23 protein-coding genes and 1 tRNA gene are annotated in these 19418 nt (G+C 66.4%); 16 read left to right on the forward strand and 8 right to left on the reverse strand.

What is annotated here, in order from left to right:
* The first annotated feature begins 74 nt into the window (after window positions 1-74).
* The 4 genes from SJY12_RS12710 to SJY12_RS12725 all read left to right on the forward strand — a co-directional run bounded on the left by SJY12_RS12710 (window position 75) and on the right by SJY12_RS12725 (window position 3264).
* Window positions 75-284 carry a YdcH family protein gene (locus tag SJY12_RS12710; protein WP_160767508.1) on the forward strand — a complete coding sequence of 70 codons (210 nt, stop codon included), beginning with the start codon at window positions 75-77 and terminating at the stop codon, window positions 282-284.
* A gap of 67 nt (window positions 285-351) precedes the next feature.
* Window positions 352-1542: a Na+/H+ antiporter NhaA gene (gene nhaA / locus SJY12_RS12715; protein WP_397505559.1), complete on the forward strand. Its 1191-nt coding sequence runs from the start codon at window positions 352-354 to the stop codon at window positions 1540-1542.
* Window positions 1539-2519 (forward strand): calcium/sodium antiporter, encoded by a 981-nt coding sequence (locus SJY12_RS12720; protein ID WP_397505560.1) that lies wholly within the window; start codon window positions 1539-1541, stop codon window positions 2517-2519. Before nhaA ends, SJY12_RS12720 begins: the two co-directional genes overlap by 4 nt.
* Before the next feature lie 16 nt (window positions 2520-2535).
* Window positions 2536-3264 carry a carbonic anhydrase gene (locus tag SJY12_RS12725; RefSeq protein ID WP_197458114.1) on the forward strand — a complete coding sequence of 243 codons (729 nt, stop codon included), beginning with the start codon at window positions 2536-2538 and terminating at the stop codon, window positions 3262-3264.
* A 229-nt stretch (window positions 3265-3493) separates the two neighbouring features.
* On the opposite strand, the gene SJY12_RS12730 is transcribed toward SJY12_RS12725, so the two are convergent.
* Window positions 3494-3585: transfer RNA gene (locus SJY12_RS12730), tRNA-Ser, on the reverse strand.
* A gap of 232 nt (window positions 3586-3817) precedes the next feature.
* Here SJY12_RS12730 and SJY12_RS12735 point away from each other — a divergent pair.
* From SJY12_RS12735 to SJY12_RS12750, 4 genes are all read left to right on the forward strand, one after another.
* Window positions 3818-4618 carry a DUF1134 domain-containing protein gene (locus SJY12_RS12735; protein ID WP_063505941.1) on the forward strand — a complete coding sequence of 267 codons (801 nt, stop codon included), beginning with the start codon at window positions 3818-3820 and terminating at the stop codon, window positions 4616-4618.
* Between the two features lie 111 nt (window positions 4619-4729).
* Window positions 4730-5911 (forward strand): aromatic amino acid transaminase, encoded by a 1182-nt coding sequence (locus tag SJY12_RS12740; protein WP_063505942.1) that lies wholly within the window; start codon window positions 4730-4732, stop codon window positions 5909-5911.
* 6 nt (window positions 5912-5917) lie between these two features.
* Window positions 5918-6457, forward strand: a complete 540-nt coding sequence (locus SJY12_RS12745) for a GNAT family N-acetyltransferase (protein WP_397505561.1) — start codon at window positions 5918-5920, stop codon at window positions 6455-6457.
* 247 nt (window positions 6458-6704) lie between these two features.
* On the forward strand, window positions 6705-7214 hold the full coding sequence (locus tag SJY12_RS12750) for a hypothetical protein (protein ID WP_397505562.1): 510 nt from the start codon (window positions 6705-6707) through the stop codon (window positions 7212-7214).
* On the opposite strand, the gene SJY12_RS12755 is transcribed toward SJY12_RS12750, so the two are convergent.
* The 7 genes from SJY12_RS12755 to SJY12_RS12785 are packed head-to-tail and all read right to left on the reverse strand — an operon-like array spanning window position 7199 to window position 11669.
* The gene (locus SJY12_RS12755; protein ID WP_160767512.1) at window positions 7199-7786 is read right to left on the reverse strand and encodes a sulfite oxidase heme-binding subunit YedZ; all 588 of its coding nucleotides are present in this window, start codon (window positions 7784-7786) and stop codon (window positions 7199-7201) included. The two genes, SJY12_RS12750 and SJY12_RS12755, sit on opposite strands and share 16 nt — an antisense overlap.
* A 19-nt stretch (window positions 7787-7805) precedes the next feature.
* On the reverse strand, window positions 7806-8423 hold the full coding sequence (locus SJY12_RS12760; RefSeq protein WP_050599193.1) for a riboflavin synthase: 618 nt from the start codon (window positions 8421-8423) through the stop codon (window positions 7806-7808).
* Between the two features lie 13 nt (window positions 8424-8436).
* Window positions 8437-9408 (reverse strand): bifunctional diaminohydroxyphosphoribosylaminopyrimidine deaminase/5-amino-6-(5-phosphoribosylamino)uracil reductase RibD, encoded by a 972-nt coding sequence (gene ribD, locus SJY12_RS12765; protein ID WP_397505563.1) that lies wholly within the window; start codon window positions 9406-9408, stop codon window positions 8437-8439.
* Complete coding sequence (locus SJY12_RS12770; RefSeq protein ID WP_063505448.1) at window positions 9389-9844, reverse strand: hypothetical protein; 456 nt, start codon at window positions 9842-9844, stop codon at window positions 9389-9391. The genes ribD and SJY12_RS12770 overlap by 20 nt, the downstream gene beginning before the upstream one ends.
* 42 nt (window positions 9845-9886) lie before the next feature.
* Complete coding sequence (locus SJY12_RS12775) at window positions 9887-10609, reverse strand: SprT family zinc-dependent metalloprotease (RefSeq protein ID WP_341859221.1); 723 nt, start codon at window positions 10607-10609, stop codon at window positions 9887-9889.
* Window positions 10606-11082, reverse strand: a complete 477-nt coding sequence (locus SJY12_RS12780; protein WP_348030399.1) for a YcgN family cysteine cluster protein — start codon at window positions 11080-11082, stop codon at window positions 10606-10608. The genes SJY12_RS12775 and SJY12_RS12780 overlap by 4 nt, the downstream gene beginning before the upstream one ends.
* A complete protein-coding gene (locus SJY12_RS12785) occupies window positions 11070-11669 on the reverse strand; it encodes an SCO family protein (RefSeq protein WP_230834003.1) in 600 nt (199 codons plus the stop codon). Before SJY12_RS12785 ends, SJY12_RS12780 begins: the two co-directional genes overlap by 13 nt.
* A gap of 68 nt (window positions 11670-11737) precedes the next feature.
* On the opposite strand from SJY12_RS12785, the gene SJY12_RS12790 reads away from it, so the two are divergent.
* The 8 genes from SJY12_RS12790 (at window position 11738) to SJY12_RS12825 (ending at window position 19396) form a co-directional block, all read left to right on the forward strand.
* Window positions 11738-12343, forward strand: coding sequence for an ankyrin repeat domain-containing protein (locus SJY12_RS12790; protein ID WP_233996513.1), 606 nt, complete (start codon window positions 11738-11740; stop codon window positions 12341-12343).
* A 3-nt stretch (window positions 12344-12346) separates the two neighbouring features.
* On the forward strand, window positions 12347-13006 hold the full coding sequence (locus tag SJY12_RS12795; RefSeq protein WP_397505564.1) for a COQ9 family protein: 660 nt from the start codon (window positions 12347-12349) through the stop codon (window positions 13004-13006).
* 68 nt (window positions 13007-13074) lie between these two features.
* Entirely contained in the window at window positions 13075-13314 is a 240-nt protein-coding gene (locus SJY12_RS12800; protein ID WP_063505453.1) for a FeoA family protein, read from the forward strand.
* Window positions 13311-15158, forward strand: coding sequence for a ferrous iron transporter B (locus tag SJY12_RS12805; protein ID WP_050599202.1), 1848 nt, complete (start codon window positions 13311-13313; stop codon window positions 15156-15158). Before SJY12_RS12800 ends, SJY12_RS12805 begins: the two co-directional genes overlap by 4 nt.
* A gap of 100 nt (window positions 15159-15258) precedes the next feature.
* Window positions 15259-15810 (forward strand): single-stranded DNA-binding protein, encoded by a 552-nt coding sequence (gene ssb / locus SJY12_RS12810; RefSeq protein WP_397505565.1) that lies wholly within the window; start codon window positions 15259-15261, stop codon window positions 15808-15810.
* Window positions 15811-16164: 354 nt separating this feature from the next.
* Window positions 16165-17730: a hypothetical protein gene (locus SJY12_RS12815; protein ID WP_397505566.1), complete on the forward strand. Its 1566-nt coding sequence runs from the start codon at window positions 16165-16167 to the stop codon at window positions 17728-17730.
* A gap of 83 nt (window positions 17731-17813) precedes the next feature.
* The gene (locus tag SJY12_RS12820) at window positions 17814-18008 is read left to right on the forward strand and encodes a hypothetical protein (RefSeq protein ID WP_397505567.1); all 195 of its coding nucleotides are present in this window, start codon (window positions 17814-17816) and stop codon (window positions 18006-18008) included.
* Between the two features lie 134 nt (window positions 18009-18142).
* Window positions 18143-19396, forward strand: a complete 1254-nt coding sequence (locus SJY12_RS12825) for a class I SAM-dependent methyltransferase (RefSeq protein WP_397505568.1) — start codon at window positions 18143-18145, stop codon at window positions 19394-19396.
* Window positions 19397-19418: the final 22 nt, after the last annotated feature.

Genomic DNA, 19418 nt, shown 5'->3' on the forward strand with positions numbered 1-19418 from the left:
GCGGCGCAAGAATTCGAATTGGATTATAGTGCGGGCACCGCGCATATCGGCTCGACACAACGATGGAGAGCGACATGACCAAGAGGTCACCCGATGAAAAGATCATGAAGCCCTATCTGCGCCGCATGCTGCGCGAACATCGCGCGCTCAATCGGCTGATCGATACCACCAAGGCGATCGGCGCGACCGAGGACGTCAAGGCAATGAAACGCCTCAGGCTGCGTCTCAAGGACAAGATCGCCTCGCTCCAGAACCACTATTACGGGCGCAGCTTCCCAAGCTGACCCGCAGGCGGCGGCCGAACTCCCCCTCCCCAACCAAGCTCAGGAGCCGGCCGTCGCCTCTTCTCCCATGACCCTACTCACTTCCACCGAGCGCTTGCGCGCCTTCATCGCCAGCGAGAGCGCGGGCGGCATCGTCCTGATCATCGCTGCCGCGGTGGCGCTGGCCATCGCCAACTCCGCGCTGCTGCCCGCCTATGAGGCCTTCCTCGCCACCCCGGTGGTATTCAGCGCGGGCAGTCTGGTCGCGATCGACAAGCCGCTGTTGCTGTGGATCAACGACGGGCTGATGGCGCTGTTCTTCTTCCTGATCGGCCTCGAGGTGAAGCGCGAGATCGTGACCGGCCAGTTGCGCAGCTGGAAACAGGCGTCGCTCCCGGTCTACGCCGCGATCGGCGGCATGGTCGTGCCGGCGCTGGTCTTCGTGGGCCTCAATTTCGGCTCACCGGAAAACCTGCGGGGCTGGGCAATCCCCGCGGCGACCGATATCGCCTTCGCGCTGGGCTTGCTCGCGCTGCTCGGATCGCGCGTTCCCGTCGCGCTGAAGGCGCTGCTGCTGGCGATTGCAATCATCGACGATATCGGCGCGATCGCGATCATCGCGCTGTTCTACACCGAGAACATGAACCTTGTCGCGCTCGCCCTTGCCTTGGTGCCGGCTGCAGGGTTGCTGCTGCTCAACCGCGCGGGTGTTGCCCGGTCGATTCCTTATTTCCTGCTCGCTGCATTCCTGTGGATCTGCGTTCTCAAGTCCGGCGTGCACGCCACGCTGGCCGGTGTGGCCACCGCGATGTTCGTGCCCATCGCGGTCGGCGACGAACGTCCGCTCGAGCGGCTCGAACATGCGTTGCACCCCTGGGTGGCCTTCCTGATCCTGCCGATCTTCGCCTTTGCCAATGCCGGCGTGTCGTTCGCCGGGGCCGGGATCGACGCGTTGCTCGCACCGCTGTCGCTCGGCATCGCCGCAGGGCTGGTCGTCGGTAAGCAACTCGGGATATTCGGGGCCTGCTGGCTGGCGGTGAAAAGCGGATTGGCGACGCTGCCCGCGGGTGTGGGCCTGCGCCACGTCTATGGCCTGTCCTGCCTTGCCGGCATCGGTTTTACGATGAGCCTGTTCATCGGCAATCTCGCCTTCGTCGATCCCGGACAGATCGCCGCGGTCAAGTTCGGCGTGCTGGGCGGATCGCTGGTCTCGGCGCTGGCAGGCATCCTGGTCCTCCGGTTTGCTGTGCGCCGGGCCGATGGTACCGTTACTATATGATATCTGCTCTTTTATTCACCGTCTTCGGTCTGGTCGCGCTTGTTTTCGGCGGCGAATTGCTGGTGCGCGGCGCGGTCGCGCTGGCCGAGAAGGCGGGCGTCAGCGCGCTGGTCATCGGGGTCGTGATCGTCGGTCTCGGCACGTCCATGCCCGAACTGGTGACCAGTATCGAAGCTGCCCTTATGGGATCGCCCGCGATCGCCTGGGGCAACATCGTCGGCTCCAATATCGCCAACAGCCTGTTGATACTGGGCGCTGCCGCGCTGGTGGCCCCGATGGCGATTGCCTCGACCAACCGCTGGCGTGATCCGGTAGTGGCGCTTGCCGGTAGCGTGGTGCTGTTCCTGCTCGCGCTGACCGGAGTGGGCAGCCTGGTCATCGGAGTGCTGCTGCTGGCGGCTCTCGCCGGCTATATCGCTTGGTGCTACCGCGAGGAACGCCTTGCCGACCCAGCAGTGGTTCACAATGCGCCTTACGATCGGGCGCAGGCACTCGAATTGACCGATACAGGCCTGCACGGCGCCCGCAATGGCTGGACCCGGCCGGTGATGTTGACGCTTATCGGGCTGGCCGTGCTGGTCGGTGGCGGCCGCCTGCTGGTCGACGGGGCGATCGATCTCGCGCGGATCGCGGGGCTGAGCGAAACCCTCATCGGTCTGACCATCGTCGCAATCGGCACGTCGCTGCCCGAACTGGTCACTTCGGTCGTCGCTGCGCGCAAGGGACAGCCCGAAGTCGCGTTCGGCAATGTCGTGGGCTCGAACGTCTACAACCTTCTGGGCATCGGCGGCGCCACGATGCTGATGGCCCCCGGTGCGGTCCCGGCAGGGCTGCTGCCGCTCGATATCGGCCTTGTCGTAGCCAGCGCGGTGGTCATCCTTTTCCTCGCCGCAGCCCGTGGAGTGTCGCGCCTGCCCGCTTTCGCGCTGCTGGCGGCGTATGCCGGCTATCTCGGTTTCCTCGTCCTTACCGCATGAACCAAAGGAGCATAACATGATGTCTCGACGCAATGTACTCGCCGGTGCCGCAGTGGCCGGCGGCGCGATGGCTGCCGGTACCGGCATGGCCGCGGCCCAGGCCCCGCAGCCCGCCCGGCTGGCCCCCGTGGTCGACGGCAAGACCGCGCTCTCTCCCGATCAGGCGCTCGAACTTCTGATCGAGGGCAATCGCAACTTCCTTAACGACGTGCCGACGGCCGCTCCTGTCGGGCGCGAGCGCCGCCTCGAGATCGCACAGGGACAGGCGCCGTTCGCGGCCTATGTCACCTGTTCCGACAGCCGTGTCTCGCCCGAAATCCTGTTCGGCCGTGGGCTGGGCGAACTGTTCATCATCCGCAATGCGGGCAATACCGTCGATACGGTGGCGCTGGGCTCGATCGAATATGCCGTGGCAGAGCTGGGCGTGCCCCTGATCGTGGTCATGGGCCACGAATCCTGCGGCGCGGTCAAGGCGGCCAAGGCAGTCGTCGACGACAACGCCACCTTCCCGGGCAGCATCGGCCGCATGATCGAACCGATCATTCCCGCGGTTCTCGAAGTCCGAGGCAGCGAGGGCGACATGCTGGACAACGCCATCCGCGCGAATGTGTCGCGCGTGGTCAAGCAATTGCGCACCACGACCGACCCGCTGCTGCTCGACCCGCAGGCGGCGGGCAAGCTCAAGGTCGTCGGCGCGCATTACGACCTCGACACCGGCAAGGTCGACTTCTTCGACCAGCCGTAGGCGCCAGGGCGTGTCCCGGTCCCCGGCCCGCCGCCGCGCGGGAGGGGCACCGGGACGCGATTGCCAGACAGTATTGCTGAACGAAGGCGGCGCGATACCAGTGCCTGCGCACCGCATCCCTCTTCCCCACAGCCGTATCCTCGCCGGTTGAGCGACCGGTTCGGCGTTCGCGCCGGACGGACGTTCGCCTTTCTCAAGAGGGGATTCGGATATCGGCCCGAGAAGCCAGTGGCGGAGACGGAGGGATTCGAACCCTCGATACCCGTTACCAGGTATGGCTCCTTAGCAGGGAGCTGGTTTCAGCCACTCACCCACGTCTCCGCATGTCGCATGGTCCGGCGCTGCCGGTTGCGAGGGGCGCGCTATAGCCACGGTATCCCGGCCCATCAAGGGGAGTTTTGCGGCAAGGCTGCGGACACCGCCCGACCCCCGAAACGACTCGCTTCGCCGCATTTCCGATTCGGTTCATCGCCGTTTCATTGCCGGGGCGCTCAAAGGGGATTCTTCTCACGGCGCAGCTGTCTGCGCCAGTGCCGCCGACACGGAGGGATCGATGACCACATTCACACGCAACTGGCCGCGCCTTGGCCTTGCGCTCGCCGCATTCGGGCTCGCCGCCGCCCCGCTGGCCGCACAGGTCGAGACGATCGATCCGAACAATGCGATCGATGGCGACCTGGTCGAACAGCCGGGCGACCAGCCGGTCTATGGCGAGCCGGCGCCGACGCCGAGCTACACACCCGCGCCGCAGGCGGCCGCGCCCGCCGAGGGCCCGGCGGAAACCTATGCCGACCAGCCGCAATGGTCCGAGCAATCGGCCGAACAGGCTGCGGGCGAAGCGGTCGACGGCGCCGGTGTCGACGATCCCGCGACCACTTACCGCGAGGACGATTTGATCGGCGCGGCGGAGGGCGTGTTCGGCAAGGGCGCCGAAGGGGTCGCCAAGATGATCCGCAACCTGCTGGCCGACCAGGGCGAGCCCAATGCCTATATCGTCGGTCGCGAGGCGGGCGGGGCGTTCATCGTCGGTGCGCGGTACGGATCGGGCACGCTCTATCACAAGGTCGAGGGCGAACAGCCGGTCTACTGGACGGGCCCGTCGATCGGTTTCGACGCCGGGGCGAATGCCGGCAGCACCTTCGTGCTGGTCTACAACCTCTACGACAGCGAGGAGCTGTACGAGCGCTATCCCGCAGGCGAGGGGCAGGCCTATGTCATCGGCGGGCTCACCGCCAGCTATCTGCGCAAGGGCGACATCGTGCTGATCCCGATCCGGATGGGCGCCGGGCTGCGGCTCGGGGTCAATGCGGGTTACATGAAGTTCTCCAAGAAGCATCGCTGGCTGCCCTTCTGAACCACGGCGCACAAGACGCCCTTCGGACCGCCCAACCATAATTCGCACGGGCACGGGGCCGCAGCGGGATTTCCTGTTGCGGCCCTTGGCATATCGGGCGATGAGGCGGGCATGCTTGACCAACTCGACGCCCAGTCTCCCGACGCGCTGCTCGCGCTCATCAAGATGCACGCACAGGACCCGCGCGAGGACAAGATCGACCTCGGCGTCGGCGTCTATCGCACCAATGACGGCGCGACGCCGGTCTTCCGCGCGATCAAGGCGGCAGAGCAGAAGCTGGTCGATACGCAGGATTCCAAGAGCTATCTCGGGCCCGAAGGCGACACCGGCTTCGTCGATGCGCTCAAGCCTTACATCTTCGGCAAGGACGCCGCGATGGGTGGCCGCCTGGAAGGGATGCAGACGCCGGGCGGCACCGGCGCAGTGCGGCTCGCGGTCGCGCTGTCGAAGGCGGCGGGCGTGCAGCGCGTCTATCTCGGCACGCCGAGCTGGCCCAATCACGCGCAGATCCTCGAGGACGTGGGCGTCGAAACCGGCACCTTCCGCCATGCAGCCCCGGACGGCACGGCCGATATCGACGCGCTGCTCGACGTGATCGCCAATGCGCGCGCCAGCGATGCGGTGCTGCTGCACGGTTGCTGTCACAATCCGACCGGTGTCGATTACACTCCCGAGCAATGGGACCGGATCGCCGACGCGCTGGCCGACAGCGGCGTGCTGCCGATCCTCGATGTCGCCTATCACGGCCTCGGCCTGGGGCTGGAAGAGGATGTCGCGGGCGTCCGCAAGGTGCTGGCCAAGGTGCCCGAAGCGCTGGTGGCCTACAGCTGCGACAAGAACTTCGGTCTCTACCGCGACCGCGTGGGTGCCTTCTACATGATCGCGAAGAGCGCGGACGATTTGCCCGCGATCACTTCGAACGCCAATGCGCTCGCGCGGGCCAACTGGTCGATGCCGCCCGATCACGGCGGCGCGGCGGTACGCACCGTGCTGCGCGACGACGCGCTGACCGCGACCTGGCTCGACGAGCTGGCCGAGATGCGCGAACGCATGCGCCGCGTGCGCGAGCGGCTGGCCGCGGCGGACAACGACGTGCCCGGGCTCAACCTCGCGACGCTGGCTCACCAGAACGGCCTGTTCGCAGTGCTGCCGCTGTCGAAGGATCAGATCGTCAGCCTGCGCGAGGACCACGGCATCTACATGGCCGGGTCGGGCCGGATCAACGTGGCCGGCCTGCATGAAGGCAACACCGCCAAGTTCATCGCCGCGCTGGCAGACGTCACCGGGAACTGAACGGCGATGGATCGCCAGCCGATCCTCAAGACCGAGCGGCTGGTCCTGCGCCCGCTGACCGAGACCGATCGCGAAGCGCTTCATGCCATCGCGTCGGACCCGGCGGTGTGGGAACAGCACCCGATCCACGACCGCTGGCGGCGCGAGGTGTTCGACGCCTTCTTCGACACCTGCCTGGCCAGCGGGGGCGCGCTGGCCGTGCTCGACCGGCGCGACGAGCGCATGCTTGGCATGACGCGCTTCGACCGGTTCGATCCCGACGAGGGCGGGGTGGTCGAAATCGGCTGGACCTTCCTGGCGCCGCGCTGCTGGGGCAAGGGCTACAACCCCGAGATGAAGCGCGCCATGCTGGCCCATGCGTTCGCAAGCGTCGCGCTGGTCGAATTCCGCGTTGGCGACACCAACTACCGCTCGCGCAATGCGCTGGAGGCGATCGGCGCGCAGCGCACCACCCGCTACGAACTGGAGAAGTACCAGGGCAAGCGGGTGATCCATCTGGTGTACGAGATCGACCGCGAAGCTTTCACTGGCGGGCCGCTGGGCTGATGTAGGACGAATGTAGGACTGCCGCCCCCAAGTCCTGTCACATGGACCGCATGTTACACGGTCCAGACGGAAAAAACGGCGGCCGGCGACCGCTTCTGCCGAACGGTAGGATCGCAAGGGGCGAGAGGGCTGCGGCATCCTCCAGCGTGGAGCAGATTTTGCGGGCGTAGGAAAATCGCCACGCTTCGCTTTCCATTCGCCGCCAGTGTGTTTATTGCGAGCGCTTCTCAAAAGGAGGAATCAATTTATGCGTAAACTCGTTCTCGCTTCCGCCCTCTCGGGTGCGATGCTCTCGCTGGCCGCCTGCTCGGGCGCTGCCGACGAAACGGCCGAGACGACCGACACCGCCGAAGTCGAAACCATCGATGACGCCGCGGCCGCCGAAACCGCCGCCGTGCTCGACGCGAACACGGCCACTGCCGAACAGCTCGCCGCGCTCGACGCCGTCAGCGACGAACTGGCTGCCGCGATCGTTGCCGGCCAGCCTTATGCCAGCGTGACCGATCTCAACGCCGCGCTGCTCGAGACGCTGGGCGAGGATGAAGCCGCACAGGTGCTGGTCGATGTCTTCGTGCCGGTCAATCTGAACAGCGGCACCGAGGAAGAAATCCGCCTCATCCCCGGCATGACCGACAAGATGGTCCACGAATTCGAGGAATACCGTCCGTATGCCGACATGGGCGTGTTCGATCGCGAAATCGGCAAGTATGTCGACGAAGCCGAAGTCGAACGGTTCAAGAACTACGTCACTCTCTGACGGCGCTGCAGCGCAACCCTGACGATCTCGATCGCGGCCAGGATCCCCACGTGGATCCAGGCCGTGGTCGGATCGAAGGCCGACCAGACCCAGTGCAGGAAGGTCAGGATCGCGGCGGGATAGACCAGCCGGTGCAGCCGTTTCCATGCCCGCTTCATGCGCCGCACCGACAGGTCGTTGGACGTCAGCGCCAGCGGCAGGAACAAGGCGAAGGCGGCCCAGCCCGCGACGATATAGCCGCTCGACAATTCGGCCAGCACGAATTCGGGCGAACCCTTGCGCACCAGGTAGATCGCCGTGTGCAGCGCGGCATAGGCAAAGCTGGCCACGCCGATATCGCGGCGCCGGCGCATCAGCCAGAGCGTCCAGCTCTGCCGCCGCAGCAGCAACCGCAGCGGGGTGACCGCCAGCGTCGCCATCAGCAGCCAGGCCGCCCAGTCGCCGCTGTCGCCGATCGCGTGGCCATAGCCGTAGAGATCGGGCGTGAAGGTCCAGCGTCCGGCGATCCACAGGCCGGGCAGGGCAAGCACCAGCCACAGCAGCGGGCGCGAACCGGCGAAAGCTTTCAGCATTGTCTTGTCGGTACCCGTATCAGCCGGCGAGGCTCTGCATTCGCTTGAGATAACGTGCGAGCACGTCGATCTCGAGATTGACCGTATCGCCTTCGGACAGGTCGCCCAGCGTGGTCACTTCGCCCGTATGGGGGATGATGTTGAGCGCGAAGCGTACTTCGCCGCCGGGTTCGTCCTCGACCTCGTTCACGGTCAGCGAAACGCCGTCGATGGTGATCGACCCCTTTTCCGCGACGAACGGGGCAATGTCCGCACCGGCGAGGATTTCGAGCCGGGTCGACCCGCCGATATCCTCCGCCAGCGCCACGCGGCCCACCGCATCGACATGACCGGTGACCAGATGGCCGCCCAGTTCATCGCCCAGCCGCAGCGCCGGTTCGAGATTGAGCCGGCGGTCCGCATGCCACTGGTCCTGCGCCGTGCGGCTGACGGTCTCGCCCGAGACGTCGACCGCGAACCAGGCATCGCCTTCCTCGCCGCCCTTTTCGACCACGGTCAGGCAGACGCCCGAACAGGCGATCGAGGCGCCGATATCGATGCCCGCCGGGTCCCACGGACAGGCCACGGTGACCCGCAGGTCGCCCTTGTCCTCTACCGTGGTGATGGTGCCGATGGCGGTGACGATCCCGGTGAACATGCGTACTCCCTGATTACCGCAGGCGGCTGTAGGCGGCGAAGCTGTCGCTGCCAAGCTGGCGTCGTTCGGCCAGCGCCCAGCGCCCATGTGCGTCGTCCAGCCGTTCGAGCCCGATATCGGCGACCGCGCCGCGCCCGGCCCCGACGATGATCGGCGCGCGGTAGATTTCCAGCCGGTCGACGAGATCGGCGGCGAGGAAGCTGGCCGCGACATTCGCCCCTGCTTCGACATAGAGATACAGCGCTTCGAGCTGGGCGACCTGCTTCGGCCGGTTGATGATCGTGACGCCGTCGGGCGCGACGCCCCGCGACAGCACCACCCGCTGCGGGCTGCGCTCGCCCAGTCCGGGCAGCCGCACATCGAGGCTGGGCCGGTCGGCGCGCCAGGTACCCCCGCCGACCAGGATCGCATCGGCCATCGCGCGCCGCGCGTGGACATGAGCGCGCGCCTGCGGTCCCGTGATCCACTGGCTTTCGCCGCTGGCCATGGCGATGCAGCCATCGAGCGACATGGCGATCTTCATCGTGACATGCGGCCGGTCATGGCGAGCGCGGGTGAGATAGCCCGCCAGGCTGGCCTCGGCCGCAGGGGAGCGCAGCAGCCCGGCCTCGATCCCGGCATGGCGCAGGCGCGCCAGCCCGTCGCCCGCAGTGCGCGGGTCGGGATCCTCGACCCCGGCGACGACGCGGGCCACCCCCGCTTCGACCAGCAGGTCGTTGCAGGCCGGACCGCGGGGCGAGCGGTGGGCGCAGGGCTCGAGCGTGACATAGGCGGTGGCCCCGCGCGCTTCCTTGCCCGCCTGCGCCAGCGCGGCGGCTTCGGCATGGGGGCGTCCGCCCGCAGCGGTCCAGCCGCGCCCGACCACGCGGTCGCCCTGCAGCAGGATGCATCCCACGCCCGGATTGGGATAGCTGGCGGGGCGGGCGCGCGTGCTCAGCCGCGCAGCCGCATCCAGCCAGCGCGCGTCATTCGCCGCTGTCGTCAACCGCCGTGCCCGCTGGGTAGAGTTCGCGCCGCCGCGCTTCGGCTTCCGCTTCTTCGCGGGCGCGCTCGATGGCCGCCTCGCGTTCCATCGCCTCGACGTCGAGCCCGGTGGCGCGGCCGAGTGCCTTGTAGGCTTCGATCCTGCGCGCCTCCAGTTCGGCCAGCTCGGCCTCGCGCGCTTCCTTGCGCTGCTGGTTGGCGATGTTCGACTGGCGGATTTCCTCGTCGGTGCGCCCTTCGGCGAAGGTCGAGATATAGGTGACCTTGGGCGCGTCGGGCGGGCGGAAGTGCGATTCCTTCGTCAGCATGGCCAGCCCGGTCAGCGGGATGGCGAGGGACAACGCGAGAAACGGCCAGCGATAGGGCCGCGGTTCGCGAATATAGTCCCACAGGTCGGCGAACCCGGCCTTGGCATCGAAGCGAGATTTAAAGCGCATGCGGCGCAAGATAGGCACTTTCGCGGGCCCGCGCCAGTGGGGCTAGTCGAAGGCGGCGTAGAGCTCGCGCCCATGCGCTGAGAGCCAGCGATTGGCCTGCGCGATATCGCCTTCGTACAGCCGGGCGAGCAAGGCGTGGAACGCGGGCGAATGGTCGAAATGGACCAGATGCGCGACCTCGTGCGCGACCACCGAACGGCGGATCGCATCGGGCGCCTGCACCAGCCGCCAGTTGAGCCGCAGCACGCCTTCGGACGAGCAGCTGCCCCAACGCTTGCGCGCCCGGCTCAGCCTGACCGGCGCGGGAGCGAGCTGGCCGCGCGCGCAATAGTCCGCCGCATCTTCGGCGAACAGGCGCAGCGATTCCTGTTCGAGCCAGCGCTGGAGCCGCCTGGCAAGCGTGTCGTGCGGTCCGCCCAGCGTCAGCCTGCCGCTATCCAGCCGCGGGCTGCGCGGTGCATCGCCGCGCCAGTCGACGGCAAGCTCGCTGCCGCGGTACAGCAGCCGCCCCTCACCCGCCGGATCGCGCTTGGGCGGGATCTTGGCGAGCTGCGCGGCGAGCCAGTCGCGCCGCGCATGGGCGAAGGCAGTCGCTTCGGCGCTGCGCGCCCAGTGCGGCAGGGTGATCCGCACCGCGCTGCCATCCGCTGCCAGCCGCAGCGTCAGCCGCCGCGCCCGCCGGTGGCGGGTTATCTCGATCGGAAGCGTGCGATCGCCGAGCTCGATCACCGGCTCCAGCGCGTCGCGGCGGAGCCAGTCGATCACGTGGCACCGCCTTCGTCGTCGTCCGGCCCGTCACCGTCGCCCCAGTCGACCACATGGTGTTCCAGCGGACCCGCCTCGTCTTCGCGCACGACGCGCCCGGCCACCGATACGCCGGCCCGGACCACGCCCTCGCGGTCGCCGCTCAGCAGGTAGTGCCAGCGCGGTAGCGGGTGCCCGTCCGCGCGGCGGCGATAGGCGCAGGTCGCCGGCAGCCAGGTGACATCCTCGACGATGCGCAGCGTCAGCCGCAGGCAATCGGGGACGAAGGACTTGCGATGCTTGTAATCGGTACACTGCGCGGTCTGCGGATCGAGCAGCGTGCACGCCACATTGGTGTGCTCGATCTCGCCCGTGTCCTCATATTCGACCTTATGCAGGCAGCAGCGCCCGCAGCCGTCGCACAGCGCTTCCCATTCCTCGGTGGTGAGATCGGCCAGCGGCCGTTCCCAGAACCGGTCCCTCAGCGCACCCATTTGTCCAGTTCCGCGGCAACCGCTTCGGGGCCCTGGTCGGTCGGCAGCATGGCCAGCGGCTCGCCATCGGGGCCGAACAGGTAGGTGATGTTGGTATGCCCGACCAGATAGCCGCCCGCCTCGTTGGGTTCCTCGATCGAATAGACCGCGGCGAAGGCTTCGGTCACCGCGTCGATCTGTTCCTTGGTGCCGGTCATGCCGATCAGGCGAGGGTGGAAGCTGTCGGTGAATTCGGCCAGCACCGCGGGGGTGTCGCGGGCGGGGTCGACGCTGACGAACAGCGGCTGGATCTGCGCGCCCAGCTCGGGGTTGGCCTGTTCGAAGGCCTTGAGGCCGGCCATCGCGCGCTGCGTGTCGACCGGGCAGACATCGGGGCAATAGGTGTAGCCGAAGTAGAGCGTGCGGTACTGGCCGTCGAAATCGCTCCAGCTGACGGGGTCGCCGTCCTCGCCGGTCAGCGTGAATTCGGCGCCGATCGCGGCACCGGCCAGCGGCGGCTGTTCGGGCGGGGCATCCTGACAGGCGGCGAGGGCGAGCAGGGCGGCGACAAGCGGGGCGGAGTTGCGTAGCATGGTGTCACGGTTCATGGTCTGCTAACCCGCGCTCGGCAAGGGCGAGTCAGCCAATGAACTGCGAAAAAATAGGGGCTCCGACGGTGAAACGGTTCGCGAAATACACTCTTCTGGTAGCGCTGGCGGGATCGCTGGTCGCCGGGCCGGTCCATGCCCAGGCGCAGCGCGACGGGTACAAATTCCTCGATGCCGTTAAGGAACGCAACGGGACCGAGGCCACGCAGCTCCTGTCCGAACCCGGCAACGTGCTGGTCAATTCGCGCGACATCACCAGCGGCGAGTCCGCGCTGCACATCGTCACCCAGCGGCGCGATCCCGTCTGGCTGCGGTTCCTGCTGGCCAAGGGCGCCAATCCCAATATCGCCGACCGCAAGGGCACCACGCCGCTGCAGCTTGCCGCGCAGCTCGGCTTTGTCGAAGGCGTTGAGATCCTCGCCGAACGCGGGGCCGCGGTCGATGTCCCCAACAGCACCGGCGAAACACCGCTGATCGCCGCCGTGCACCGCCGCGACGGACCGCTGGTGCGGCTGTTGATCGCCGAGGGAGCCGATGCCGACCGGGCCGACAATTCGGGCCGCACCGCGCGCGACTATGCGCGGCTGATGGGCGCGCGCTCCGACCTGCTCCAGGAAATCGAACGCGCCGAAGCCGATCGCGGCGAACAGACCGAAACCTACGGACCGAACTGAACCATGGACGTTGCCGACCTCACGCTCGACGAATTGCGGCTCGCGCTGGCGCCCGGCATTGCCGATGCGGCGGTGTTCGACGGCTGGAGCGATGCCGCGCTGGAAATGGCCGCCGACCAGCTCGGCGCAGACCGAGATGTCGCGCGGCTCGCGTTCAAGGACGAAGGCGCGATGGGCATGATCTGCGCCTGGATCGAAACGATCGACCGGCAGATGGTGCTCGACCTGCCGCCCGAGAAACTTGCGGGCATGAAGATCCGCGAACGCATCCGCGCGCTGGTGCAATACCGGCTCGATGCGGTGGCCGGGCAGGAAGAGGCGCTGCGCCGCGCGCTTGCGATCATGGCCATGCCGCAGAATGCACCGCGCGCGCTCAAGACCGGCTGGAACAGCGCCGATGTGATGTGGCGGCTCGCGGGCGATACGGCGACCGATTACAACCACTACACCAAGCGCGCGATCCTTGCCTCGATCTACGGCGCGACGCTGACGGTGTTCCTCGCCGACGAAAGCGACTGCAAGGCCGACACCGCGGCATTTCTCGAGCGGCGGATCGACGGGGTGATGAAGTTCGAGAAGGCCAAGGCCAAATGGTTCGGTCCCGAGCGCGAGACCTTCAGCGTAACGCGCTTTCTCGGCCGGTTGCGCTACCCCGCCAGATAGGCCCACGCAAACAGCGCGCTATTGATAACCGGTTGCAACAAGCGCGCAGTTCTGACAGTGCGGCGCGCATGACGCTGGACGGGTTTGAAAACGGCAGGACCGCGCGAATCGTGGCGGTTGACTGGGCCTCCTTGGACGAGAGCGAAGGCAAGCGCCTGAAGGCGTTGGGCATCGACGAAGGCGTCGAGGTCGCGGTAACGCGGCGCGGCGTTTTCGGGACCCGCGACCCGCTGGCGGTGCGCGTCGGCCGGATGACCATCGCACTGCGCCGCAGCCACGCGCTGGCGATCGAGGTGGAACCCGTATGACCCGCAAACGTATCGCCGCGCTGGTCGGCAACCCCAATGCGGGCAAGTCGGCCCTGTTCAACGCGCTGACCGGCGCGCGGCAGAAGATCGCCAATTATCCCGGCGTCACGGTAGAGCGCAAGGCCGGCCGGCTGACGCTGCCGAGCGGAGAACCGCTCGAGCTGATCGACCTGCCGGGTTCCTACAGCTTCGATGCCGCGAGCCCCGACGAGGAGGTGACGCGCAAGGTCGTGCACGGCGAATTCGAAGGCGAGGCCACGCCCGAGGTCATCGTGCTCGTCGTCGACGCTGCCAATCTCGAACAGCATCTCGTCTTCGCGCAGGAAGTGCTCGAGCTCGGCCGGCCGACGGTGGTCGCGCTGAACATGATCGACCTCGCCGAACGCGACGGGCTCACGCTCGACCCGGCGGCCTTGTCCGCCGCGCTCGGCGTACCGGTGATCCCGACCGTCGCCGTGCGGGGCAGGGGGCTGCAGGAACTGACCGCCGCCATCGCCGAGGCGGAAACCCATGCCGCCGAAGACGCGCAGTGGCGCGGTCATGTCACGCTCCCCGAACGGCGGCTGGTCGCCAAGCACATGGCCCGCGGGGCCACGCTCTCGGCCTCGGCACGGCACACGATCGAGAACGGCATCGACCGCGTCCTGCTCAATCCGTGGGTCGGCCCGGTCATCCTGTTCGGCCTGCTGTTCGTGATCTTCCAGGCAGTGTTCGCCTGGGCGACCCCGTTCGCCGATGCGCTGGACGGCGCAGTCGGGGCGATTTCCGGCTGGGTGAGCGGCATCATGCCCGAAGGCTTCATCCGCGATTTCATTACCGAAGGCGTGCTTGCCGGCGTGGGGTCGGTGGTGGTCTTCCTGCCGCAGATCGTGATCCTGTTCTTCTTCATCCTGCTGATGGAGGCAAGCGGCTACATGGCGCGCGCGGCCTTCCTGATGGACCGTCTGATGGCCGGGGTCGGCCTGTCGGGCAAAAGCTTCATCCCGCTGCTGTCCAGTTTCGCCTGTGCGATCCCCGGGATCATGGCCGCGCGCTCGATCCCCGATCCCAAGGACCGGCTGACCACGATCCTCGTCGCGCCGCTGATGACCTGTTCGGCGCGGCTGCCGGTCTATGCCGTCATCATCGCGGCGGTCATCCCGGAGACGAGCGTCGGGCCGGGTATCGGACTGCAGGGGCTGGTGCTGTTCGCGCTCTATCTTGCCGGGATCGTCGGCGCGCTGGTGGTTGCACTGGTGTTGCGCAACACGCTGGCCAAGGGCGCGGCGAGCGGGTTCATCATGGAAATGCCGCGCTATCAATTGCCGCGGATCAAGGACCTTGCGATCGGCCTGTGGCAACGCGCCTATGTCTTCCTGCGCCGCGCGGGTACGATCATCTTCATGGTCACCATCGCGCTGTGGCTGCTGCTCAGCTTCCCCAAGGCCGAGCCGGGCGAAAGCCAGCTCGATGCCAGCGTTGCGGGCATGGTGGCCGACGGCCTGCACCCGGTGCTCGAACCGATCGGTTTCAACCGCGAGATGAGCCTTGCGCTGATCCCCGCCATGGCGGCGCGCGAAGTGGCAGTGTCGGCGCTGGCAACGACCTATGCCGTCGATGCCGAGGATGAGGATCTCGCCGCCGAAGGCGTAACCGACCGGATCGCCGCGCTGTGGAGCCTGCCGACCGCGCTGGCCTTCCTCGCCTGGTTCGTCTTCGCGCCGCAATGCATCTCGACCATCGCCGTCGCCCGGCGCGAGACCAATGGCTGGAAATGGCCGACCTTCATGGTCGTCTACCTGTTCGTGCTGGCCTATGTCTTTGCCGGACTGACCTTCTGGATCGCGACCGCGCTGGGACTGTAGCAAACCGGGTCCGGTCCGGTGGAAACGCAGCCGCGCCCGTCTAGCCCCCGCTGGCGGGCTGGGTTAGGCCGTGGGTCAACAGTTACGAAGGAATGATTCGATGGCCGGAAGCCTCAACAAAGTCATGCTCATCGGCAATCTCGGTGCCGATCCGGAAATCCGCAGCTTCCAGAATGGCGGCAAGGTCGCCAATCTGCGGATCGCCACCAGCGAAACCTGGAAAGACCGCAACACCGGCGAGCGCCAGGAACGCACCGAATGGCACACGGTCGCGATCTTTTCCGAAGGTCTGGTCGGCGTTGTCGAACGCTTCCTGCGCAAGGGCAGCAAGGTCTATATCGAAGGCCAGCTGCAGACCCGCAAATGGCAGGACCAGTCGGGTAACGACCGCTATTCGACCGAAGTCGTGCTGCGCGGCCTCAACGGCACGTTGACCATGCTTGACGGCGCCCAGGGCGGTGCGGGTGGCGGCGGCAATCGCGGCGGCGGCGGCGGGTCGTGGGACCAGGGTGGCGGTTCGGGCGGTGGCGGCCAGAGCGGCGGCTGGAACCAGGGCGGCGGCCCTGCGGGTGGCGGCGCTGCCGGCGGCGGCATGGGCGGAACCGGCGGCGGCTCGAACTACGACGACCTCGACGATGATATTCCGTTCTGATCGACTTGCGCCCGGGGCGCGCCAAACTGCCTATCGCAATCGTGATAGCCACGGCCTCCTTCCTTCGCGGGTAGGGGGCCGAGGTGCTTGTGATGCTGGCGTATTGCCACGAGGCGTGCAGCGGTGGGGTGGCAGGGAACCGGAGGAGCTTGCCTCTTGGGAGCGAGCGACATTCTTGCCAGCTGCGCTCGATGAGCCAACGCCGCTCGCGCCGACCACAAGCGCCCATAGGCAGGTAACCCCTGCCGCGCAGCGATCCGAAGCCGTTCCTGCCGGATCAGCCCGCCCCCCGCGCCTTTAGGGCATCTTAACCAAGATGCACCTACCCCGACCCGGTTCAGGGGGTACGTGAGGATGAGCATTCAGGACGAGACATCGAGCGATCGCTGGCTCTCGCATTGCGTGTGGATTGTCGCGCTGTGGGCCAGCTTCTTCAATCTGCTCAACTTCAACGGCTATCCGCTTTTCCGGCCCGAGGTAGCGATAACCATGCTGGCGCTTGCGCTGGTCGGGGGGGCGATGGCTCTCATCCAGCAAGCAGCCAAACCGCGCCTGTGGTTCCTCGTCGTGGCACTCTTCGCAGCGGTGCTGGTCGACCTGAACGCATCGATCTCTGCTATCTGGTTCCTGGGCTGCTGGGCCATTTTCGCAGTGATCGCTTTCTATGTGCACGAGGTCTTCGTGAAGATCCTCTTCGCGGCGGCCGCAGCGGTCCTCTTCTTTCAAGGTGCCGAACTGGTTCTCGATGACGGCAGCCCGCGCGAAGCCGGGAACGAGGCGCAGAACCTGCAGGACCCCGATCGCGATCGCGCGGACCGCCCGGCGATCGTTCACCTGGTGCTCGATTCCTATCTCGGGCTGGACGGCATGGCACTGGGTCCGGACATCTACCGGGACTTGCGGTCCGAGCAGGTCCGCTTCTTCACCAGCCATGATTTCCAGGTCTATCCGCGCGCCTACAGCCCGTATGCGAAGACCTTGAACTCGCTTCCGGCACTGTTTTCCTACGGGCAGGACGAACCCGTGGTCCACTCGATCACCTCGGAATATTCGATACCCGAACAACTGCCATATTTCGCGGATCTCGATGCGATGGGTTATCGCATCGACGCCTTGCTCCCCGCGTATTTCGATCTGTGCGTGAAACAGAAACTGACACGGTGCAGAACGTTCGAAAGTTCCGGGCTGTCTTCCATGCTCGGCACCGAAATGAGCGCGACCGACCGTGCGAAAGTGTTCGGCTTCACGATGCTTAACCTGACCAGGACGATCCGCTCCGCCACGGGCAGGATTCGCCCGGACCCCGGGGCTCGGCTGGCCCATAATCGCAGCGAGCTGTTTCCGCTGACCTCGCTAGGGCAGTTCGACAGTTTCATCGCTGACGTCGCCGGTTTGCGCGAGGGGGAAGTGAAGTTCGCACATATTCTGCTGCCGCATGATCCCTATATGCTAGCCGCCGATTGCACGGTGAAACCCGAATCCCGGTGGCTCGATGAACACGGGCCGGGCAATGCCGCTGCGCGCGAACAAGGCTATGCCGACCAGGTGCGCTGTCTCCAGCAGCGGCTCGAGCGGCTGCTCGATGCGCTCGATCGCACTCCCGCAGGCCGCGAGGCGATCGTCCTGATCCACGGCGATCACGGATCGCGGATTGCTCCTACGCAGCCGTTTGTTGACGGGCCACAGCTTTCGCCGCGCGAGTTGCTGATGTCCTATTCGACCTTTTTCGCGATCCGCGTTCCCGGTGAAAGCCCGGGCGAGGTGCCCGGAACGCATTCTCTCGGCCGGTTGATGGCCGATTTCCGCGCCCGCGAGTTCGCTGCAGCCCCGCGGCCCGCGCCCGCGGTGGACCAGGTGGCGGTGACAGATGCGGCGGGCACCCCGCGCGAGTGGCGGCCGCTGCCGGGTTTTACCCGGTAAATTAATAAGATTTTAGCCAAACCGCTTCACGTTTGACCACAGCCCAGACCCCTTGCGAAGGAATCTCGATGTATCACAGAACCATGGTTTCGCTCGTTGGCTTTGCCGCCATGCTCAGTCTATCTGCGCCGGCCCACGCGTATATCGATCCCGCGACGGGCAGCATTGTCCTGCAGGCGGCGATCGGTGCAGTTGCCGGTGCGACGCTGTTCTTCCGCACTTCGCTGTACAAGGTGAAAGCGCTGTTTAGCCGCCAGAAACCCAGCGGCGAAGAATGAGCGCCAGCGCAGTCCTGGACCCCGGTTCGTTTCGCGATCCGGGCGGTCGAATATTCCGCGTCGGCGAGAAGGTGTTCCGCTCGATAACGGGTAACGCGGCGAGCAATTTTGCACGAGCGGATGAATCCGGCGTCATGCGAAAACTGGTCGAGAGGGGCCGGCTGGTCGATTTCACCGATGTGACCGAACAGGCATCGCAAGTAGGGATCGAACAGGCCGATGTGCTCCTTTCCCATCCGCAGATCCCGTTCATCTCATATCCGTATGAATGGAGCTTCAGCCTGCACAAGGCGGCGGCGCTGGCGCATCTCGACCTGCATCTCGAGCTTCTGTCCCAGGACTTCACGCTCAGCGATGCGACTGCTTACAACATGCAATTCGACGGGACTCGACCGGTCCATATCGACCATCTGTCGATCCGCCCGTACGAGGACGGCGAGATCTGGGCCGCGCATCGCCAGTTCTGCATGCAGTTCCTCAATCCGCTGCTGATGTGGTCGATGCTCGATCTCCAGCCGAACCACTGGTTCCGCGGATCGCTCGAAGGCATTGCGCCGGAAGACCTGGCCAAACTCGTTCCGCTGAGGAAGCGGCTCAACTGGACCGTGCTGACCCACGTTATCGCCCAGGCGACATTGCAGAACCGGTCGGTGCAGACGACGACGGGGTCGTCGCGGTACCGCGAGGCGCGCCTGCCGCGCTCGAGCTTCGAAGGCATGCTTCGCGGGCTGCGCGGGGCCATCGCGAAAATGGAAGTCCCGTCGCACAAGACGGTGTGGGGCGACTACGCGAACAACACCAGTTACGCCGCTCCCGAAGCCGAGGCCAAGCACGATCTGGTCAAGGAGGTGGTCGCCGCCATCAAGCCGGGCCTGCTCTACGATCTCGGCTGCAATACGGGCGATTATTCGAAGTCGGCGCTAGAGGCCGGGGCCGGGAAGGTCATCGGTTTCGATTTCGACCACGGCGCACTGGAAATTGCCTTCAAGCGCGCGCAATTGGAACAGCTCGATCTGCTGCCGCTGTGGCTCGATGCAGCCAATCCAAGTCCCTCGCAGGGCTGGGGGGAGGCCGAGCGGATGGGCCTTGCCGGGCGCGCCCAGCCCGATGCGCTTCTGGCACTCGCGTTCATTCACCACATTGCCATCGGGCGCAACGTACCGCTCGACATGGCAGTCGACTGGCTCGTGTCCCTTGCGCCTGCCGGGGTGATTGAATTCCCCCACAAGGAAGACGCGATGGTGCAGCTGTTGCTGTCCCAGCGGCCGGATATCTTCCCGGACTATCGCAACGAAACCTTCGCCAACCTGCTGTCGCAGCGCGCGCGGATCGTGAAGGCAGTGGATGTGCTGCCAACGCGAACGTTGTACTGGTTCGAGCGGAACTGACGACCCACGCGGCCAGAGCGGC

Source organism: Qipengyuania sp. R86523 (genome assembly GCF_044596365.1).
GTDB classification, from domain to species: Bacteria; Pseudomonadota; Alphaproteobacteria; order Sphingomonadales; family Sphingomonadaceae; genus Qipengyuania; species Qipengyuania citrea.

Excerpts from the sequence above, each read along its gene's own strand:
- SJY12_RS12710 (WP_160767508.1), top strand. The coding sequence starts at position 75 with ATGACCAAGAGGTCACCCGATGAAAAGATCATGAAGCCCTATCTGCGC.
- nhaA (WP_397505559.1), top strand. The coding sequence starts at position 352 with ATGACCCTACTCACTTCCACCGAGCGCTTGCGCGCCTTCATCGCCAGC.
- SJY12_RS12720 (WP_397505560.1), top strand. The coding sequence starts at position 1,539 with ATGATATCTGCTCTTTTATTCACCGTCTTCGGTCTGGTCGCGCTTGTT.
- SJY12_RS12725 (WP_197458114.1), top strand. The coding sequence starts at position 2,536 with ATGATGTCTCGACGCAATGTACTCGCCGGTGCCGCAGTGGCCGGCGGC.
- SJY12_RS12735 (WP_063505941.1), top strand. The coding sequence starts at position 3,818 with ATGACCACATTCACACGCAACTGGCCGCGCCTTGGCCTTGCGCTCGCC.
- SJY12_RS12740 (WP_063505942.1), top strand. The coding sequence starts at position 4,730 with ATGCTTGACCAACTCGACGCCCAGTCTCCCGACGCGCTGCTCGCGCTC.
- SJY12_RS12745 (WP_397505561.1), top strand. The coding sequence starts at position 5,918 with ATGGATCGCCAGCCGATCCTCAAGACCGAGCGGCTGGTCCTGCGCCCG.
- SJY12_RS12750 (WP_397505562.1), top strand. The coding sequence starts at position 6,705 with ATGCGTAAACTCGTTCTCGCTTCCGCCCTCTCGGGTGCGATGCTCTCG.
- SJY12_RS12755 (WP_160767512.1), bottom strand. The coding sequence starts at position 7,786 with ATGCTGAAAGCTTTCGCCGGTTCGCGCCCGCTGCTGTGGCTGGTGCTT.
- SJY12_RS12760 (WP_050599193.1), bottom strand. The coding sequence starts at position 8,423 with ATGTTCACCGGGATCGTCACCGCCATCGGCACCATCACCACGGTAGAG.
- SJY12_RS12770 (WP_063505448.1), bottom strand. The coding sequence starts at position 9,844 with ATGCGCTTTAAATCTCGCTTCGATGCCAAGGCCGGGTTCGCCGACCTG.
- SJY12_RS12780 (WP_348030399.1), bottom strand. The coding sequence starts at position 11,082 with ATGGGTGCGCTGAGGGACCGGTTCTGGGAACGGCCGCTGGCCGATCTC.
- SJY12_RS12785 (WP_230834003.1), bottom strand. The coding sequence starts at position 11,669 with ATGAACCGTGACACCATGCTACGCAACTCCGCCCCGCTTGTCGCCGCC.
- SJY12_RS12795 (WP_397505564.1), top strand. The coding sequence starts at position 12,347 with ATGGACGTTGCCGACCTCACGCTCGACGAATTGCGGCTCGCGCTGGCG.
- SJY12_RS12800 (WP_063505453.1), top strand. The coding sequence starts at position 13,075 with ATGACGCTGGACGGGTTTGAAAACGGCAGGACCGCGCGAATCGTGGCG.
- SJY12_RS12805 (WP_050599202.1), top strand. The coding sequence starts at position 13,311 with ATGACCCGCAAACGTATCGCCGCGCTGGTCGGCAACCCCAATGCGGGC.
- ssb (WP_397505565.1), top strand. The coding sequence starts at position 15,259 with ATGGCCGGAAGCCTCAACAAAGTCATGCTCATCGGCAATCTCGGTGCC.
- SJY12_RS12815 (WP_397505566.1), top strand. The coding sequence starts at position 16,165 with ATGAGCATTCAGGACGAGACATCGAGCGATCGCTGGCTCTCGCATTGC.
- SJY12_RS12820 (WP_397505567.1), top strand. The coding sequence starts at position 17,814 with ATGGTTTCGCTCGTTGGCTTTGCCGCCATGCTCAGTCTATCTGCGCCG.
- SJY12_RS12825 (WP_397505568.1), top strand. The coding sequence starts at position 18,143 with ATGCGAAAACTGGTCGAGAGGGGCCGGCTGGTCGATTTCACCGATGTG.